Origin of the sequence: Mycobacterium kyogaense (assembly GCF_036946525.1) — a bacterium.
Taxonomy (GTDB): Bacteria; Actinomycetota; Actinomycetes; order Mycobacteriales; family Mycobacteriaceae; genus Mycobacterium; species Mycobacterium kyogaense_A.
This window is the reverse complement of the sequence record NZ_JAQIIY010000014.1, coordinates 1-17147: the sequence shown is the minus strand read 5'-3', so window position 1 is coordinate 17147 and position 17147 is coordinate 1. Positions and strand designations below refer to the sequence as shown.

Annotated in this window: 16 protein-coding genes; 9 read left to right on the top strand and 7 right to left on the bottom strand. The window is 65.3% G+C overall.

Annotated features, from left to right (window positions below; translation table 11 throughout):
- Nucleotide 1: 1 nt before the first annotated feature.
- The 6 genes from PGN37_RS12465 to PGN37_RS12440 all read right to left on the bottom strand — a co-directional run bounded on the left by PGN37_RS12465 (nt 2) and on the right by PGN37_RS12440 (nt 5476).
- Nucleotides 2-691: a VOC family protein gene (locus PGN37_RS12465; RefSeq protein ID WP_335331340.1), complete on the bottom strand. Its 690-nt coding sequence runs from the start codon at nt 689-691 to the stop codon at nt 2-4.
- Nucleotides 688-1656: a fumarylacetoacetate hydrolase family protein gene (locus PGN37_RS12460; RefSeq protein ID WP_335331339.1), complete on the bottom strand. Its 969-nt coding sequence runs from the start codon at nt 1654-1656 to the stop codon at nt 688-690. Before PGN37_RS12460 ends, PGN37_RS12465 begins: the two co-directional genes overlap by 4 nt.
- Nucleotides 1657-1765: 109 nt before the next feature.
- The gene (locus PGN37_RS12455) at nt 1766-3088 is read right to left on the bottom strand and encodes a PucR family transcriptional regulator (RefSeq protein WP_335331338.1); all 1323 of its coding nucleotides are present in this window, start codon (nt 3086-3088) and stop codon (nt 1766-1768) included.
- Entirely contained in the window at nt 3081-4373 is a 1293-nt protein-coding gene (locus PGN37_RS12450) for a cytochrome P450 (RefSeq protein ID WP_335331337.1), read from the bottom strand. The genes PGN37_RS12455 and PGN37_RS12450 overlap by 8 nt, the downstream gene beginning before the upstream one ends.
- A gap of 92 nt (nt 4374-4465) precedes the next feature.
- Nucleotides 4466-5185: a TetR family transcriptional regulator gene (locus PGN37_RS12445; RefSeq protein ID WP_335331336.1), complete on the bottom strand. Its 720-nt coding sequence runs from the start codon at nt 5183-5185 to the stop codon at nt 4466-4468.
- A 132-nt stretch (nt 5186-5317) separates the two neighbouring features.
- Nucleotides 5318-5476 (bottom strand): hypothetical protein, encoded by a 159-nt coding sequence (locus tag PGN37_RS12440; RefSeq protein ID WP_335331453.1) that lies wholly within the window; start codon nt 5474-5476, stop codon nt 5318-5320.
- Between PGN37_RS12440 and PGN37_RS12435 the strand changes: the two genes are divergently transcribed.
- The 5 genes from PGN37_RS12435 to PGN37_RS12415 all read left to right on the top strand — a co-directional run bounded on the left by PGN37_RS12435 (nt 5414) and on the right by PGN37_RS12415 (nt 11219).
- The gene (locus tag PGN37_RS12435; protein ID WP_335331335.1) at nt 5414-6106 is read left to right on the top strand and encodes an SDR family NAD(P)-dependent oxidoreductase; all 693 of its coding nucleotides are present in this window, start codon (nt 5414-5416) and stop codon (nt 6104-6106) included. The genes PGN37_RS12440 and PGN37_RS12435 overlap by 63 nt on opposite strands.
- Nucleotides 6107-6179: 73 nt before the next feature.
- On the top strand, nt 6180-7148 hold the full coding sequence (locus PGN37_RS12430) for an SDR family oxidoreductase (RefSeq protein ID WP_335331334.1): 969 nt from the start codon (nt 6180-6182) through the stop codon (nt 7146-7148).
- 99 nt (nt 7149-7247) lie between these two features.
- Nucleotides 7248-8324 (top strand): hypothetical protein, encoded by a 1077-nt coding sequence (locus PGN37_RS12425; RefSeq protein WP_335331333.1) that lies wholly within the window; start codon nt 7248-7250, stop codon nt 8322-8324.
- 275 nt (nt 8325-8599) lie between these two features.
- Nucleotides 8600-10276: a sensor domain-containing diguanylate cyclase gene (locus PGN37_RS12420; RefSeq protein ID WP_335331332.1), complete on the top strand. Its 1677-nt coding sequence runs from the start codon at nt 8600-8602 to the stop codon at nt 10274-10276.
- A 64-nt stretch (nt 10277-10340) separates the two neighbouring features.
- Complete coding sequence (locus tag PGN37_RS12415; RefSeq protein WP_335331331.1) at nt 10341-11219, top strand: formylglycine-generating enzyme family protein; 879 nt, start codon at nt 10341-10343, stop codon at nt 11217-11219.
- 10 nt (nt 11220-11229) lie between these two features.
- Here PGN37_RS12415 and dctA read toward each other — a convergent pair whose 3' ends face one another.
- Nucleotides 11230-12606 carry a C4-dicarboxylate transporter DctA gene (gene dctA, locus PGN37_RS12410; RefSeq protein WP_335331330.1) on the bottom strand — a complete coding sequence of 459 codons (1377 nt, stop codon included), beginning with the start codon at nt 12604-12606 and terminating at the stop codon, nt 11230-11232.
- 358 nt (nt 12607-12964) lie between these two features.
- Here dctA and PGN37_RS12405 point away from each other — a divergent pair, with 358 nt between their 5' ends.
- From PGN37_RS12405 to PGN37_RS12390, 4 genes are all read left to right on the top strand, one after another.
- Entirely contained in the window at nt 12965-13831 is an 867-nt protein-coding gene (locus tag PGN37_RS12405) for an SDR family NAD(P)-dependent oxidoreductase (RefSeq protein ID WP_335331329.1), read from the top strand.
- Nucleotides 13832-13870: 39 nt separating this feature from the next.
- Nucleotides 13871-15097, top strand: coding sequence for a cytochrome P450 (locus PGN37_RS12400; protein ID WP_335331328.1), 1227 nt, complete (start codon nt 13871-13873; stop codon nt 15095-15097).
- Nucleotides 15098-15104: 7 nt separating this feature from the next.
- A complete protein-coding gene (locus PGN37_RS12395) occupies nt 15105-16289 on the top strand; it encodes an aromatic ring-hydroxylating oxygenase subunit alpha (RefSeq protein ID WP_335331327.1) in 1185 nt (394 codons plus the stop codon).
- The coding region (locus tag PGN37_RS12390) for a hypothetical protein (protein ID WP_335331326.1) at nt 16286-17147 on the top strand (862 nt) is incomplete at its 3' end. The genes PGN37_RS12395 and PGN37_RS12390, both read left to right, overlap by 4 nt.

Genomic DNA, 17147 nt, shown 5'->3' with positions numbered 1-17147 from the left:
GTCACAATGTCTTCCAGGTGATGGCGCGCTTGTTGGACCGCGGCTTGGTGCCGGGCCGGGTGCCGGCGCCCTGGGTCAGTAGTTGCTCGGAGTCGACGCCGGCACGCAGCTGCTCGAGCAGGTAATCAGGATCGATGTCGACACCGATCGGGTTCTCATCGAATTCGCGGCTGTTGAAGTAGTCTGCGGTCTGCTGTGCGGTGGGAAAGTTCTCGGTCTGGAACTCCAGTCGGATCCCCTCGGGGTCCTCGAAGTAGAGGCTTGTCGTCGGTCCGTGGTTGATGGCCCACACCGGTGTGATACCAACACCTTTGAGGCGTTCGTAGGTCAACAGCAACTTCTCCACCGAGACGAACGTGAAGGCCAGATGGTCGATGCCGTAGGTCTTTCGGCGCCACCGCGACAGGGGAAACGCATAGCGCAGCGGCGGTGGGAGTTTGACCAGAGCCAGCCGATGGCTCTCGTGATCCCAGGTGAGGAACGCGATCTGAGCGTCTTCGTGAACCACGCGGGCCCCGAAGACATGGCCGTACCATTCGATCATCTCGGCGCTGCGCGCCGTCTTGACGACCCAGTGCGCGATAAAGTCCGGTACCAGACGATCCGGCAGATCACTGAGGTCCGGTGCCGTGTCGACGTTGTCCGCGTCGTCCTGGTGGTCCGGTTGCAAGGGATTGGGTGTGGCACTCATGTATTCGACCTCCCGACGGTGGTGATGGTGGTGCGCTGTGTGCCCAGGTCAAGGGTCCCCGTGGTGTTGCGGATGGACGCCGTGACGACGTCACCGGGCTGCAGATAGGGCTTGCGCTGATTCATCCGGACGAATGCAGCCCACAGTTTGTCCTCCGGGAGCAGCGCCGTGGCGAGGCGGCGGACCACCGCGGGCGGTGACCCCGCCACGATGCCGTGCGGCGTTCCGGTCAGCAGGACATCCCCGGGATCGGAGTTGCAGAACTCGCTCATCTCCGTGAGTGTTTCGGCAGGCTTATAGAGCAAGTTCTTGGTGCTGTCGGTCTGTCTCAGCGACCCGTTGACCTCCAGCCGCAGCTCGAGATCGTCGAGCAGGCCGAAGTCGTCGGGCTCGAGTACCGCGAGCACCGGCCCGAGGGGACAGAATCCGCGATAGCTCTTGCCTTTGAGGAACTGTCCCTGCGGCAGCTGGACGTCACGCGCCGAGAGGTCGTTGGCGATGGTGACACCGAAGACGTACTCGGGCAGGTTCTCGGTGGTGACCGTTATCGGTGCATCGACCCCGCCGCGCAGCACCAGCGCGAGTTCGATCTCGTAGTCGAGCAGGGTCACGTGCACCGGGCGGACGACCGGGGCGTTGGGTCCGGTGACGGCCGCGTCGGTCTTGTCGAAGAACAGGTTGAAGTCGCGCGCGTCGGGGTCCATCCCCGACTCGATGGCGTGCTGGCGGTAGTTCGCCCCCTGGCACATCACCCGGCAGGGAACAGTGACCGGCGAGAGCAGTTCGACGTCGTCGAGCCCGACCTCCGCGGGATGCGTTGCGGCCGCGGTCCAGTCGGCCCGCCCGCGTTCGATCAGGTCCGCCGTGCGCGGATAGTCCCCGCTCAGGGGCGAGATGTGCTCGCCGGCGAGCACACCCCACGACGCGCGTTCGTCGCGCGAGAAGCGGACGAGGTGGACGACCATCGACGACTCCCGTCTGCCGGTCGCTCGACCGGCTCGACGATCAGTCAACTGCCGGCCAGTCCCGCAGCACCTGGTCCCGAGTCCAGGATCAACGCGGGGGAGTAAGCGCTCAGTCCAACGAGTGGGAGGTCGGTGTCAGCACCATGTCGCCGAGCTCCTCGACGAGGGTCAGCGCTGCGTGCAAGTGAAGGCGGCGGATTGTCGTGGGCCGGCCACGCAGCTGCTCGGCGCGTTGTACCCGGTACGCCACGGTGTTCCGGGCGACCTGCAGATCCGACGCAGCTCCGGCCAGGCTTCTATCCCGGTCGAGGTAACACTTCAGGGTGTGACGCACGGTCCGCACCGCCTCGGTGCTGCCGGCAAGGTCCCCGAGTTCGCGTGCGACGAACTCCCGGGCCGCGGAGAGGTCGGTGCTGAGCATCGCCACGATGTCGAGGTCTTGATAGCGGAACACGCAGCCCGGACTCGTCGACATCGAGCCGATCCGCGCTACTTCTGCTGCCCGCCGGTGAGTTTCACCAAAGCCCTCGACGCCGGCGCCGGCCGTCCCGATCGCAACGCGTATGCCGTGCGGCGGTGGTGCCGTAGGTATGACAGCGTCGGGCGGCGTCGTCGTGCGTGACCCCCAGGCCCACACCCGCTGCGCACCGATGGGATGGACGAGCGTCGACGCGCACCCAGCCGCGGCAAGCGTTTCTGCTGCAACCGTTTTCAGCTGCGCCGGTTCAACAGACGCTGTCGGGCCGGTCCAGACGATGATCCCGAGGTGCCAGCGGTTCAGGTCGTAACCGAGCACACGGACGGCCCGATCCATCGGCACGGGGGTTCCCGCCAGCAGGTCCTCCACGATCTGGGCGCGCAGCGCCACCGACCCCGCCACCCACTCCTCGTGTGCGCGGGCGTATTCCGCAGCCATGTGCGTGGTGAGGACGTCGACGATGCCGAACAGCACCTCGTTGATGCGCCGCATCTCGGTGAAGCGCTGCGCTTCCGGAACGAGACGTTCGGCGGCGTCGAGCAAAAAACCGACCGCGGTTGAGTGGGCCAGGTGGATGCTTCGCAGCATGTGTTCGATGCCGATGCCGCGTGCGACCACCTCCATCGGCCCTGCGAGGACCTCCGGCATCTGCGCGAAGGAGACGTCTTCGTCCAGGGCGACCAGGGACAGCGCACCGAGGGCGACGGCTTCGCAACCCTTGGCGACCTCTCCGGCGACCACGTCCACCGCCAGCTCGGGAATCGCGGCGGTGACGCGCGACGCCATGAACGCGCCCAGTTCGATGGCCCAGCCTGTGGGACCGGGGCCCAACGCCTCGGCGAGTAGCTGGGAACGTTCGGGGAGGACGGAGCCGTCCGGAAAGGCCCCCGGTGACCGTGGTTCCAGTTCGGCGAACCACGTTTCGATCCGCGACGTCGGAGGCCGGCTAGGCAAGGTCGACCGGCAGGGTCGCCCATCCGCGCAGCACGCGGGTGTCCCGCCGTCGGCCTTCGCCGGCCAGGGCCGGGTGCGGATGGCGGTCGAAGAACGTACGGAGACCCACCGCACCCTCCGACCGCGCAAGAGCTGCACCCAGACAGAAATGCCGGCCCCCCGAGAACGACAGGTGCCGCCCGGCGTTGTCGCGGGTCACGTCGAACACGTGGGGGTTCGGGAAGACCTCGGGGTCGCGGTTGGCCCCGGCGAGGTACAGCACGACAGCGTCACCGGCCCGCACCACGTGCCCCGCAAACTCGGAGTCCGCCGTGGCGACGCGTGCGGTGAGCTGCACGGGCGATTCGAGCCGCAGGATCTCTTCGACGGCGTTGGGCCACAGGTCGGGCTGTTCCCGCAGCAAATCCAATTGATCAGGATGACGGAGCAGCAGTTCGATCCCGTTACCGAGCAGGTTCACTGTGGTCTCGAAGCCCGCGGCCAGCACCAGACCTGCCGTGGCGAGCAGCTCGGAGTCATCGAGCCGGGTGCCGGCATCGTTGGCTTCGATGAGTTGGCTCATCAGGTCATCGCCCGGCGACGCCCGCAACTGCCGAATGTGGTCGGTCAACCACTGCGTGAAGCTGTCCAGGCCCTCCTCGACGCGCAGAAATTGCGGCCAGGACAACCCGATGTCCAGGCTCGGGGCCGCGAGCTCGCCGAACTGCAGGATCTTGGGACGATCCTCTTCAGGCACCCCGAGGATGTCGCCGATCACCGTCACCGGCAACTGTGAGCAGTACCGCCCGACAATGTCGACGACGCCTGCCTCGCCGTCGAGCTCGTCGACCAGCGCCACCGCTGCCGACTCGATGCGCTGCTCCAGCGCTGCCACCGCCCGGGCGGTGAAGACGGAGGAGACGGTCCGGCGGTAGCGGGTGTGGTCGGGCGGTTCCACCGACAACATCGAGGGTGGCAGGAGTGGATGGATACGGCCTCGCGCGCGCAGGCGTTCCTCGATCCGGCCGAGAAATGCCGGCAGCGAGTTGCCGCTCGACGTGACGGCGAAATCATCGGAGCGCAGGATCTGGTGGACGACGCCATGATCCGCCGTGAGCCAGGCCGCGCGGGCACGGGCGAGCTTGCCCTGGGCGCGGATCTCGTCGGAGAACTCGCCGGGGTTCGCGCGGGCGGCGGGATCGGCGATCAGACGGCCCTGCAGATCGCCGCGACGAGCACCGAGTGTGGTGAGACCTCGGATCACGCCGTGCAGGGTCAACCAATGCAGGCGCTGCCGAACCGTCATGCCGCCAGAGTAGAGACTGTGGACACCGACGACTTGGATCACAGTCCAAGACCACGCCGCCAAGGCACAGCTTCTAGTCCAGCGCCGCGCCCTCAGTCGGCCGACACCGTGAGGTGGAGACGATCGACGATGCGCAATGCCTGCGCCGGGTCGCCGCCGTCGAAGACCGCGGCATGGATGCCGCGCATGGCTCCGGTGATCGCGTGAGCTGCTGCTGGGACATCGGTGTCGGGGTCGATCGACTCGACTGCCGCGCACCGCTCCAGGATCTGTGCGACGGCCTGCTCGAAGGTGTCGTGCCACCGCAGGGCGAAGCTGTCGGAGCGGGGAACTCCGAGGTCACGGAAGAGGACGTGCGCCGAGGGCGTGGCGTAGATGGCTTCGGCGGAGCGGCGCAGAAAGATTCGCAGCTGCAGGAGCGGCTCGTCCGGCCATGGCGCCGCTTCGTACTCGCGAGCCATGGCCCCGACCAGAACCGTGGCGGTGTTGTCGATCGCCGCTCGAAAGAGTTCGCGCTTGCTGTCGAAGTGGTGGAAGGCCGTTCGCAGCGCGACACCGCAGTGTCGCGCAACAGCTTCGACGGTGATCTGGCTGTAGTCCTGCTCGCGGAGTAGCTCCTGTGTGGCGATCATCAGACGCAGATCGGTGGGGGCGGAATCGGTGCCGCGCACGGACGCCGAGTTGACCCACCGATGCACGGTGGACGAATGCACGCCGAGCTCTTTAGCGACCGCCGACGCCCGCTGTCCACCCAACACCCGCTCAACAGCTGCCTGCCGCACCGAGATCTCGAGGCTCGACCGTCCGGCCATCCGACGATCCTACGAGGATCGCACCTTGCATTTATTGCATTACGCGTGCAATAGTCGCATCAAGGCGGTTCGCCCCGCCTCGTCTAACTCGCCATATCGGAACGCTGACACACGCAGGAGGCTTCCCGTGACTCACGACCACCGGACCACCCGCGCGCTGGTGACCGGTGCCAGCTCGGAATAGGGGAGGCGTTCGCGAAGGCACTCGCCGCACGCGGCTGTGACCTCGTGTTGGTCGCTCGCCGTCAGGATCGACTCGACCTGTTGTCCGAGGATCTCAAGGTGCGGCATGGAATCGATTGCACGACAGTGTCATTCGGTCTATCCATGTCGCATCCGGGAGCACGATTGCGGGCAATCGTCGACGGGGAGGTGGACCTGCTGGTCAACGCCGCCGGATTCGCCGTCCAAGGCCGGTTCGTCGACGGCGACGCTGACGACTTCGCGCGCGTCCTGGCCCTCGACATCGGGTCGGTCGTCGACCTCTGCCATGCATTCCTGCCGGAGATGATCCGGCGACGTCGTGGCGCGATACTGAACGTCTCCAGCACGACGGCATATCAACCGGTACCGACCCTGGCCGTCTACGCTGCCGCCAAGGCGTTCGTGGTCAGCTTCAGCGAATCCCTCTGGTACGAAACACGACCACACGGCGTCACGGTCTTCTCCTTCGCGCCAGGACCCACCCAGACCGAGTTCTTCGACGTCATCGGCGACACCGCCACCGCAGTGGGCCGCATGCAGACCGCCGACCAGGTCGCGGCGGCGGGCTTGCGTGTGCTTGATCGCCGCTCGACACCGCCCTCAGCGGTCTCCGGAGTCGGCAACTCGATCACCGCTGCACTGGCCCGGCTGGTCCCACGGCGGGTGCTCATGCCGGCACTCGCGCGGTCGCTGCGACCAGTAAAGGCGCAGAGATGATCACCCGATCGGCGATACACGACGAAACGTGTTTCACGACAGTCATATTCACCTCCGACGACAGGAGCACGCGATGATACTGGTCACCAGCGCAGCAGGTGGCGTCGGACGCCCCCTGGTCCGACAGCTCGCCGCCGACGGACACGCTGTGCGGGCGTTCGTCAAGAACGACGATCAGGCGCGGCGTTCGCGATCAGACGGGGTGAGTGACATCGTGATCGGCGACCTGCGACGACCGGGCGATCTGGAGAACGCGCTCCGTGGAGCCCGTCAGATCTACCATGCTGCCCCGACCCAGCTGGTCGACGAGGTGCCCGTGGCCGAACGACTGATAGTCGCAGCCAAGGCCGAACATCTCGATCAGATCGTGTTCCACTCCGTCATCCACCCCGACATCGCCGAACTCCCTCACCATCGGCAGAAGCTCGAAGTCGAGGCGCTCCTGCGTGATTCGGATGCGCCCGTGACCGTGCTTCGCCCCTCGCACTACATGCAGAACGTGTTGGACTTCCGGGATTTTTTCGGCGCCGGACTGCTCCCTTACCCCACGTCGCCAGACAGTCGAATGGGCGTCGTCGACGTGGAGGACATTTCTGCCGCGGCGGCGAACGTCTTGATCAACCCAGACGAACACATCGGCAAGACCTACGACCTCTCGACGGTGGAGCTCACCCGCCACGACATGGCGCGAATCTGGAGCCGGGTCCTGGGCCATTCCATGGTCGCGGTCCGAATCCCCCCGCAAGCGCTGGAAAATCCGCTCGCGGCGGTGAGACCGTTCGGTTCCGCAATCGCCCGGTCGTTGCTGTCGACCAGATTGCGTTCCCTGCCCGACATCGTTCGAGGGTTGCGCGCGGCGCCCAACACCCGAGGATTTCGCAGCTGGTCGTCCGACGCGCAGGACACCTACGTGCAGATGATGAAGTACTACGACGTCAACGGATTACCCGCCGGAAACTTCGACGACATGTCAAAGGTGTTACCCAGGAAGCCAATCGATTACGAACAATTCGCTCGTCAGTCCGCCGCGGCGCGCGATTGACGTCGCATCGTGAGTTCAACGGGTGCCGGAGGCCTGTGCGCTCGGGTAGGAGACGGAAATCGGATGTGGTGAAAGGTCTCCAGCGGTAACGTCCACCGGGTGGGGCGGACGCGCCGGATTCCTGCGGAACTGCGACATCCTCGAGAAGAGGCCGAGGCGCAGACGGAGCAGGCTGCTCACACGCTCGCGCAGATCGACTCCATCGTGGCGTCCGCCCTCGACGCAGATCATTCTGTCGACGTCGATTCGCTGACGGTGGAGTATGTTCCACCGCCATTTGATCGAATCGACTTGATTTCGCCGATCGCCCCGCCTGCACTCGAACACCCTCCTGCGGAGCCCGTCTTCACTCCACCGCCCGAACCCACGGGCATCACGAAGATGTTCGGCAAGAAGGCGCGTGGGCAAGCGGTCGCGGATGCTCGAGCGGAATGGCAAGCGCTGCATGCGCAGTGGACGGATTACGTCCACCGCGTCCTACCGCAGAAGAACGCTGCCCTGCAGTCCCGGCACGCCGCGGCCGAGAAGGCGCGGCAAGAGGAGCTCGTCGCGGAGAAGGACTACTACGAGCGCCTCTGTGCAGACGAGAAGGAGCACGTCGAACACAGTAATGCCCTACTCGATCAATTCCGTGGCGCGCTCGAGGCCGGCGATCACGACGCCATCGACGACTACATCGGTCTGATCCTCGACAACTCCGTATATCCCGAAGCATTCGATGTCGACCACGACTATCGTTTCGAACCCGACGACGGGCATTTGACCATCGAACTCGCCGTTCCGACGCCCGACATGGTTCCCGCGATCAAGGCCTACGAGTACGTCGAAGCAAGCGACCAGATCCGGGAGATCCCGGCAACTCCAGAAGAACAGCGGGAGCGCTACAACCGAGCGGTGGCGGCCGTCGCTGTGCGCACCTTTCACGTGGTTTTCCAGGCAGATCGCCGCGAGTACGTAGAAACCATCTCGCTGTCGGTCAAGACCACAGCCGTCGATCCCGCCACCGGCCATCCCGAAGACGTCGTGTTCATAGACGCAACAGCCGATCGAACCGAGTTCAGGCGGTTGGACCTGGCACGCGCTGAGCCCGCGGAGGTCTTGAACCAGATCCGATCTTCGGTGTCGGAGAATGCATTCGGACTCGAAACCCGTGAGTCCCTGCTGAAGCGTGAGTAACCGGAGATCCCGGGCGCTTCGATGTGCGAACCGTCTTCTCCCCGCTCCAGACCTTCGTCTTGGCGGGCTCCGCGGCCCAGGTCTTGGTCTTGATCTCGCTACTGCTCGCTCAGGCGTGCGGGTCGCGGTGGTCGGAGAGCTGGCCGCACGTGGTCGGGTCAGCCGCGACACGCGCGTCGGGTGACGGGTGCGCACGGCGGAGCACCGGGGTTGCGCGGGCCTCGACGGTTTTCTGAAATGCGGTTTGAGTTAGCTGAAAAGCGCTATACAGGACTATGGGCTCATGGGAGCCGACTGAAGCTCTCGCAGCGGCGGCTCGCGCAGGACTGGATGTCGACCCCGCACGCGACGGACTGGTCGTTCAGTCATCCGAGGGCGTGATCCTGGCCGCCACGGAGAACGCCGGATCGATACTCGGCCTGTCTGAGCAGGATCTTCTCGGTCGACGATCGTCGGATCCGCGCTGGGCGGGCAGTAACGAACACGGCGCAGCGCTGCCGGGAGAAGACCATCCGTCGATGAGAGCGCTGGCCGCAGGCAAGCCTGTCCGGGGCGCGATCCTCGGGATCTACCGCAGCGGACAGCATGGAGTGGGGGAGCGCGCGTGGTTGCTCGTTGACAGTGTGCCCCTCGTGTCCCCCGACGGTGGAGCCTGCGAAGTCGTCTCGCGGTTCCGCTTGCTCACCGGCTCGCTCGCCGCGGACCTGCAGACGACCGATCTGCGACAGCTCCACGAATTCCTTGTCGAGACCAGCCCGGACATCGCCGCGTGGCAACTGGCCGACACGACCTTTCTGTGGGTGTCGCCTGCGGTGAACGACGTTCTCGGGTACCACCCCGATGAGCTCGTGGGACGGCAGGCTTTCGAATTCATGCATCCCGAGGACGAGGCACTGGCGCGCGCGGCATGCGACAGACAGTGGCGCGGCCTCGCGGCGACTACCCAGGTACTGCGGTTGCGACACCGAGACGGCCACTACGTCGCCCTCGAAGTCCGCCGACACGTGCTGCGCCACCCCGACGGCTCCGCGGCGCAGATGCGCACCGCATGGCGTGACGTGACGGCGCGCATCGACGCCGACCATGAACGCGGCAGGCTGCTGCGCCAGATGCAGGCGATCATCGATACCTCGCCCATCGGAATCGCGGTCTGCGACATCCGCGGTGCGATCCAGCAAGCCAACCCGGCTTTGGAAGCATTGCTGGGTGTGAGTCCCGCCGAGCTGGCGGGCCACAACGTATCTGAATACGTATGCGGTCGCGACAAGCCCTTCGATCCAGACACCCTCGGCCCGACGGCACAACACAGTGAGCTCCAGTACCGGCGCAAGGACGGGGGCACGTTGTGGGGCTGGTGTACGGCGTTGCTCATGCCGGGTCGCCACGGCGGCCCCGCGGAGGTCCTGCTACATCTTCTGGACGTCACTCAGCGGCACCACCACGACGAGGAGCTGCAACGGGCGGCACTGACCGATCCGCTCACCGCTCTGCCGAATCGGGCGGGATTCGAGCACATGCTGCACCTCACCGATCCGAGCATCGTCGGCAGGCACGACGGCGTGCTGTTCATCGACATCGATGATTTCAAGGCGGTCAATGACACTCATGGCCACGACGCGGGTGACGCGGTACTGCAGCAGGTGGCCCAACGGATCATCCGGGTGATCCGGGCACACGATCATGCCGCGCGCTTCGGCGGTGACGAGTTCGTCGTGTTCTGCCCCGACGTCGCCGAATCGGATGTGGTGCTCATCGCCGACCGCCTTCGCGCCGAGATGTCGGTGGCTTTCGACGTGCCGCATTGCGACGACCAGATCCAGCTGTCCGCCAGCGTCGGCACGGCCACGGCACCTGCCGGCTCGCCGCTCGCCGACTTGTTGGCCACCGCAGACCGCGCCATGTACCGCACCAAACGCTCGCGTGGAACGCCCAAAGCGCCTCCGACGGGGTGAAAGCTGCGCGGGGAGGGGTGATGACCGCGTCCTGCTCGGACGCGTCGGCACTTACGCTGGTCGGGTGCTGACCGAGTTGGTGGACCTACCCGGAGGAGACTTCCTCATGGGGACGGTGGGTTTCTATCCCGAGGAGACTCCCGTCCACGCCGTCACCGTCGCACCGTTCGCGATCGAGCGTCACCCGGTGATCAACGCGCAGTTCGCCGAGTTCGTCGCCGACACGGGATATGTGACGGTCGCCGAGCGCCAGCTGGACCCGGCTGACTTCCCGGGCGTCCCGACCGCCGATCTGGTGCCCGGGGCGCTGGTGTTCCGCGCGACCGCGGGTCCGGTCGATCTTCGCGATTGGCGGCAGTGGTGGTCGTGGGAACCGGGCGCATGCTGGCGGCACCCCTTCGGTCCCGACTCGTCGATAGCCGACCGGCCCGACCATCCCGTCGTGCAGGTCGCCTACCCGGATGCCGGCGCCTACGCGGCCTGGGCCGGGCGCAGGCTGCCCAGCGAAGCTCAATGGGAGTACGCGGCGCGCGCCGGCTCGCAGACCGTGTACGCATGGGGCGACGACGCCCGCCCGGGCGGACGACTGATGGCCAACACATGGCAGGGCCGCTTCCCGTACCGAAACGACGGCGCCCTTGGCTGGACGGGCACCTCCCCGGTGGGCCTGTTCCCGCCCAACGACTTCGGGCTGTTCGACATGATCGGCAACGTCTGGGAGTGGACGACCACGACGTATCGCAGGCAGCACCACACTGACGCACCAGCGCAGGGCTGCTGCCCGCCACCACCCGAGACGCCTGATCCGCGTGTCCATCAGGCGCTCAAGGGCGGTTCCCATCTGTGCGCACCCGAGTACTGCCACCGCTACCGTCCGGCGGCCCGTTCGTCGCAGTCGCAAGACAGCGCCACCACCCACATCGGATTTCGTTGCATCGCTTGACGGTTGATGGTCAGTCGCGTGGACCGACCGTGACCGCGTCCTGCTCGGGCGCATCGGCCAGCGGTTCGACCTCCTCACCGTCGAGCACCTTCTGCATCCGCTCCTTGTCGAGCTGGCCCTCCCAGTTCGCTACCACGAAGGTCGCCACGCAGTTGCCGAGCAGGTTCACCGAGACGCGCATCGAATCCATGATCCGATCGGCGCCCAGGAGTAGTGCCACTGCGGCAACGGGAATCGCCCCATGTCCGATGGCGGCAACCGTCGCCGACAGGGCCAGGAAGGACGAACCGGGCACGCCGGCCATCCCTTTCGAGGTCAGCATCAGCACCAGCACTGCCGTGATCTGCTCGCCCAGGCTCAGATCCACCCCGAGCGCCTGGGCCAGGAACAACACGCAGATGGACAGGTAGAGGGTGGCGCCGTCGAGGTTGAACGAATATCCGGTCGGAACCACCAGACCCGTTGTCGTGCGCGAGCATCCGGCATTGGTCAGCTTGGCCATGATGCGGGGCAACACCACTTCGGTGGATGCCGTGCCGAGAGCCAGGAACAACTCGTCCTTGATGTACTTCACGAACTTCCACAGGTTCACCCCGGCGAAGACCTTCACGATCACCGCCAGGATGAGGATGAACAGCACCGCCGCCACATAGCAGGCGGCGATCAGCTTTCCGTAACTGGCCAGCGATCCGATGCCGTACTGCCCGATGATGTAGGCCATCGCGCCGAACGCGCCGAGCGGAGCCAGTCGCATCACCCAGCCGATCACGGTGAAGAAGATGTGGCTGAGATGGTCGACGACATTCAGGATCAGCGGCGGCCCGGATTCCCCGAACTTGGCCAGGGCCAAGCCGAAGAGCACCGCGAAGAACAGCACCTGCAGCAGTGCGTTCTCTGCGAATGCCGACACCACCGAGGTGGGAATGATGTTGAGCAGGAACTCCACGGTATGGGGCAGCTCGCCGTTGCTGGTCTTCTTGGCCACGGCGTCGGCGCCGCTGGCCAGTGTCTGCGGATCGATGCTGAACCCGCCGCCGGGTTTGACGATGTTGCCGACCACCAGACCGAAGAGCAGCGCGAAGGTGGTCACCGCCTCGAAGTAGATGAGCGCCTTCACCCCGATGCGGCCCACCGACTTCAGATCCCCGACGTGAGCGATGCCGAGAACGACGGTGCAGAAGATGATCGGGGCGATGAGCATCTTGATGAGCTTGATGAACCCGTCGGCCAGCGGTTTGAGTGCGCCGCCGATGTCGGGCCACAGCCAGCCGACGAGGATGCCGGCGACGATCGCCACCAGCAACTGGATGAACAGCGACGTGTACCAGGGTGGCTTGGTGGCCAGTCGGACCATCTCGCTGTGTGGTGGCTCGGTCACAGTGCTCATGCCGAGACGTTAGGGAGTTCCCGTGACCATGCTGTGTGGCCGATGTTTCCCGCATGAAACAGCCGTGGCGCTGCGGCGGCGCGACGGTGCCGGCTTTTCGGCGCCCCGATGGAACTTCGGGAGACATGTGCCCGCCCGCTCGTAGCGCCGCGGGCTGCTAAAAATGTTCCTGAACTGGGCATAAAGCTGACAAAGCATCAGGGTGAACGACTTTTCATTGACGTCCATTATCTACTCACGTAAGGTTTTCGACACAGTGGCGAGCGCCACAGCCACGACCGACGCGACGTGCGGTTGACGTAGTGGGTTCGTGGTGTGGTCACGCATACCAGCCGCCCCGTAACCCAAAGGAGGGTTCATGAGACTGCAGGGCAAGATTGCACTGATCACCGGCGCGGGCTCCGGTCTCGGACGCGAGAGCTCGGTCCTGTTCAGTGAAGAAGGTGCCAAGGTCGCCATCGTCGACATCGACGGCGACCGCGCCGAGCAGACTCGCAAGCTCGTGGAACAGGCTGGGGGCGAGGCGATATCGATCACCGCCGACGTCGCCGAGAAGTCGCAGATCGTCGATGCCGTCGCGCAGACCATCGACCATTTCGGCAGGATCGACATCGCATGGGCGAATGCCGGCATCGTGTCACGCGGCGGCGCAGCAGCTTTGGGAATCGAGGAGGCTGTCGAGTTCGAGGATCTGACCGAGGCTGACTGGCACCATGTCCTGGGGGTCAATCTCACCGGCGTGGTCTACACCGCACAGGCTGTGGTGCCGCACATGAAGGCCAAAAGGGCAGGGACCATCCTCGCCACCTCATCAGCGGCGTCGCTTGTCGCCTACCCGAAGATCCCGTTCTACATCGCGACGAAGGCGGGCGTGAACGGCCTGGTTCGCGGGTTGAGCCTGGATCTCGGTCGCTACGGGATCCGGGTGAACGCGATCGCGCCGACGCACGGCATGTCACCCAACTTCTTGATGCCGCCGGGCTCGCCTGTGGTCGGTCAGTCCTACGAGGAGACCGCGGGCCCGTGGAACCCGACGGTGTCCCCGATGCCGCTGAAGCTCACGCGGCCACCGTCCCTGCGTGACAACGCCAAAGTGGCACTCTTCCTCGTGTCCGACGATTCGAGCTACATCTCCGGCGCCACTCTCGGAGCAACCGACGGCGGCACGTTGAGCCGCGTCGGGATGTGGTTCCCCGAGGATCTCAATCCCGAACCAGTTCCCTGACACACCAATCGAACTCGCAGTCAGAGACGGAGCACGGAAATGACAACAGTGGAGAAGGTTCCCGCCGACCTCGTCGTGGACTTCGACGTCTACGACCCCGACCTCGCCACCCCGGTGGACGTCATGCAGGAGCGCGTGGCTGAGCTCGCCGCGAAGGGGCCGGTGGTGTACTCCCGGGCGTACGGCGGCCACTGGGTGGTGACCCGCTACAAGGAGATCCAGGCTGTCCTCACCGATCCCGCCACGTTCTCCAGCTATCCGAACAACCTGGTGACCAACGACATCGGCAAGTTCATCCCTCTCGAACTCGATCCACCGGAGCACACCTCCTATCGTCAGGCCCTCCAACCCTTGTTCAGTCCGCAACGGATGAAGAGACTGTCCGAGAGCATCCGTGTCGTCGTGAACGAGTTGATCGACCGGTTCGCCACCACAGGGCACGCCGAGTGGATCTCGGAGTTCGCGCACGAGCTGCCGGCGCGGATCTTCCTGGCACTGATGGATTGGCCGCTCACGGATGCGCCACTGTTCACCGAGGCGACCGACACGATCCTCTTCGGGAAGCCGGGCGGGACCGAGGAGGAGTCGAACCAGGCGCGGATGATGGCCGGTTTCACCATGTTCGGCTATTTCCAGTCGATCGTCGAACAACGCCGTGCCACTCCCGGGGACGACATCACCTCGACTCTCATCCACACCGAGGTGAAACTCCCCGACGGTCAGCGGCTCCTCACTGACGAAGAGCTCAACCGCATGTTCTTCCTGCTGCTGATCGGTGGCCTCCACACCGTTCAGGGCTCGCTCGCCTGGGCCATCGTGCACCTGGTGAACAATCCGGATCAGCGGGCGGCGATCATCGAAGACCCGTCACTGATCCCCAAGGCCGTCGAGGAGATCCTGCGCATCGAGGCCGCGATCATCCCCGGTCGCCGTGCCACCCGCGACGTCGAGCTGGGCGGCGTGAGAATCGCTGAGGGCGATCAGCTGATCCTCATGCTCTGCGGCGCCAACCGAGATCCCGACGAGTTCCCCGGCCCGGCCGACTTCACCGTCGAGCGCCATCCCAACCGCCACCTGTCATTCGGGGCTGGACCCCACCGCTGCCTGGGATCGCATCTGGGTCGGATCGAGTTGACCATCGCGCTCGAAGAGTTGCACCGCCGGATACCGGACTACCAGCTGGTCGAGTCCGATCCGCCTGTCTTCCACTCCAGCCAGGTGCGGGGATGTATGCGCCTGCCCATCACGTTCACCCCCGAGAACTAGAGAAGAGATGACTGTCTCGCCACCCCGCCAGGACCGCATTCGTCGAGCTCTGGAGTTGCTCCGTCACGAGACCACCGACCAGTTCGACGATGTGGTCGGGTTCTCCGCTGAAGAGTTCACCGATCCGGTCATCGCACAGTCGGAACGCGACCTGATCTTCGGCACCGTCCCGTCGATCGTGGCCCACGGCTCGGAGATCGCGAAACCGTACGACTTTCTGACGGTCACCATGCCGCGCAACAACATCATCGTCGTTCGCCAGAAAGACGGCAGCGTCAAGACCTTCGTCAACCTCTGCCGCCACCGGGGGGCGTTGCTCGAAGAGAAGGAGAAGGGGCGGTGCCGCTTCTTCTCCTGCCCCTACCACCGGTGGTCCTACGATCCCGATGGCGCGCTGCGAATGGTGACCAGAGACAACACGTTCGGTGAGATCGACCGCGCACAGCACGGTCTGATCGAGGTGCCGTGCGAGGAGCGTCACGGGTTCATCTGGGTCATCGACAACGCTCATGCCGATATCGACGTCGCGGCGTGGCTGGGACCCGAGATGGACGAGATCCTTGCCGGCTACCACCTGGACAAGCTGGTCTGCGTCCGCGCTGGAGGGTTCGACGAACCCACCAACTGGAAGATCATGCAGGACGCCTTCCTCGACGGGTACCACATCCAGTACGCCCACCCGAATACCGCAGCCAAGGTTATCCACACCAATGTCATGGCATTCGAGGACTTCGGCCGACATTGCCGCTTCATCGCGCCGCGCAAGTCGATCGATCGGTGGCTGGAAGAAGATCCAGGCGACCGCGACCTGAACTCCTATGTCACCGAAACTCATTTCCTCCTGCCGAACAGCACGCTGCTGCGCCAGCCGGATCACTTCCAGCTGCTGACTTTCCGCCCCGATCAACGCGATCCCACCCGTTCGCGCATGGAGCAGCGGCTGATGGTCCCCTCGGTGGAGAATTCGGGACTGGACGAGGCCCATTGGACCAAACGGTGGGACAAGAACTGGGAGATCCTGCTCGCTGTTCTGCACAGCGAGGACTTTCCCCTCCTCCGGAACTCGCAGCGCGGCATGGCGAGCGCCGACGCCGGCGACATGCTGTTGGGCCGCAACGAGACAGCCAATCAGGTGTTCCGTCGCGAGACCCGCAAGCTCCTCGCCCGGGGAACGGCGCCACAGCCTCGATGATCAAGTACGAGTGGCGCACCGGTCTGGACGCCGCTGAGGCCGGACAACTGGCCGACCTGCTGGCCAGGGCAGCCGAGTACGACGCGGAACCCGAATACAACACCCTCGCGTTCGCAGACATCGAGCAGTCGATGGCGACGTCGGATGAGCGGGCACGGCATCTGGTGATCTGGATGCTGCCGTACAGCACTGCCTTGGGCGAGATGGACCGTCCCGAGCGAATCGCGGGGATCATCCGTCTCGTCGCTGATGCTGACGGGCAGACGGCGGAGGCGACGATCGTCATCGACCCGCCGTTGCGATCGATCGGCATCACCACGTTGCTGCTCGAACGCATGGGTGTCGATCGCCACGGCCCATCCGGTCCGTGGGGTGGGGAGTACGAGGTCATCACCGCGTGGGCGCGCGGGAACCATCCCGCCGCGACGCGGCTGAGCAACAGGTTTCTCATTCCCAGCACCCGACGGGTCTGGAAACTGATCTGCCCCGTCGACCCCGGGGACGACGTGGTGACCGAGGTGCTCGAACTGGTCGACAATCCCTGCGGCGCAGCGCTACCCGAGTGGGTGACCGCGTCGATCGCCGGCCCTGTGATGACGTTGCGTGATGACGGCCGGCTGGTCGCCACCGCGCAGATCGACCCCCGGCCCGTCACGTCCGAAGAGTTCGGCCGGTGCGCCACGCTGACGTCTGTCAGCCTGGATGCGGGTACGACGGATCCTGTGGCGAGTCGGCGTCGGCTGCTCCGAGGTGCTGCTGCCGCCGCTCGTGGAGCTGGTTTCGCGGGACTCGTCTTTCACGTCGACGCCGACGACGCCAAGTGGGTCAATGCATGCAGATCGGTGGGATTCCAACACG